The 1,050-nt window shown below is 33.4% G+C and carries 2 protein-coding genes; both read left to right on the top strand.

What is annotated here, in order from left to right:
- The coding region (locus PQ963_10780; protein MEN4030143.1) for a hypothetical protein at positions 1-225 on the top strand (225 nt) is incomplete at its 5' end.
- A gap of 14 nt (positions 226-239) precedes the next feature.
- Positions 240-956, top strand: coding sequence for a hypothetical protein (locus PQ963_10775; protein ID MEN4030142.1), 717 nt, complete (start codon positions 240-242; stop codon positions 954-956).
- Positions 957-1,050 lie beyond the last annotated feature (94 nt).

Raw genomic sequence — 1,050 nt, 5'->3', positions numbered from 1 at the left:
GCTAAGAAAGTAGTTAAAAAAGTTAAAACAGTTGCCAAGAAAGTAGTTAGCACTGCTAAGAAAGTAGTTAAAAAAGTTAAAACAGTTGCCAAGAAAGCAGTTAACACTGCCAAGAAAGTAGTTAAAAAAGTTAAAACAGCTGCCAATAAAGCTGTTAACACTGTTAAAAAAGCAGCATCTTCAGCTGTAAACTGGGTTAAGAGTAAGATTCGATGGCCATGGTAGTGAGGTGGTTTAATATGGGATTATTTAGTGCAGAACCAACTGATGAAGTTGCAGGAAAAGTATTAAAAGAATTTAGTGATATTGGAGGGTTAAAAGAAGTAGTGGATGGGATATTAGCGTTGCAGCAATCAAAGATTTATAAGGAGTTTGTTTTTGGCAGAGGTAATGATCCTCGTTTGACTTCAAGAGATTTTGATGAGTTATCTGAATTGATTAAGTTAGCTTCTGAGAATATGAGTAAATTTCCTTTAAGCATACCTTTCGCACCTTTAATAACGGCCAAATTTGTGATGGTGACCTATACAGTAGTTTATGATTTGTACAGTATTAATCTGGGTAGGGATTTTACTTCAGATGAGTTGCACAATATTTTTTATGGTCCCATGGCCACACGGATAGTGTTATTATTGGAAAATTTCGATTCAAACCAAAAAACACCCCAACCCACAGTTGAATTCTTTAAAAAACTTGGGAAGGTTAAATGGCAGGATAAAAAAGCTAAAAAACTCCATAATAATATTTCCAATCTCTTTTTTACTTTAGCTTTCAATAAGTGGGGTGGAAGAAATGTTGGCTGGAATTTTCCCGCCACGGAAAAGGCTTTTATTTTGCTTTTGTCTGGTTGCAGTGCAGTTTTAGAAGGAAGAAACAAGATTAATGCTTTTGATGTTATTAGGGCGAATAAAACTTATTTGAAGTTGATTAATACTGATATTAGTAAGTTGATGTGATTGTTATGAATTTGAGGAAAGTTATTGCAGGAATTATTGGATTTTTAACTTTTATTGGAGTAATTGTTTTGATTGGGATTGTTGTTCAAAATTA

It is taken from the genome of Methanobacterium sp. (genome assembly GCA_039666455.1).
Taxonomy (GTDB): Archaea; Methanobacteriota; Methanobacteria; order Methanobacteriales; family Methanobacteriaceae; genus Methanobacterium_D.
This window is presented reverse-complemented; position numbering and strand designations above follow the sequence as displayed.

Excerpts from the sequence above, each read along its gene's own strand:
- PQ963_10775 (MEN4030142.1), top strand. The coding sequence starts at position 240 with ATGGGATTATTTAGTGCAGAACCAACTGATGAAGTTGCAGGAAAAGTA.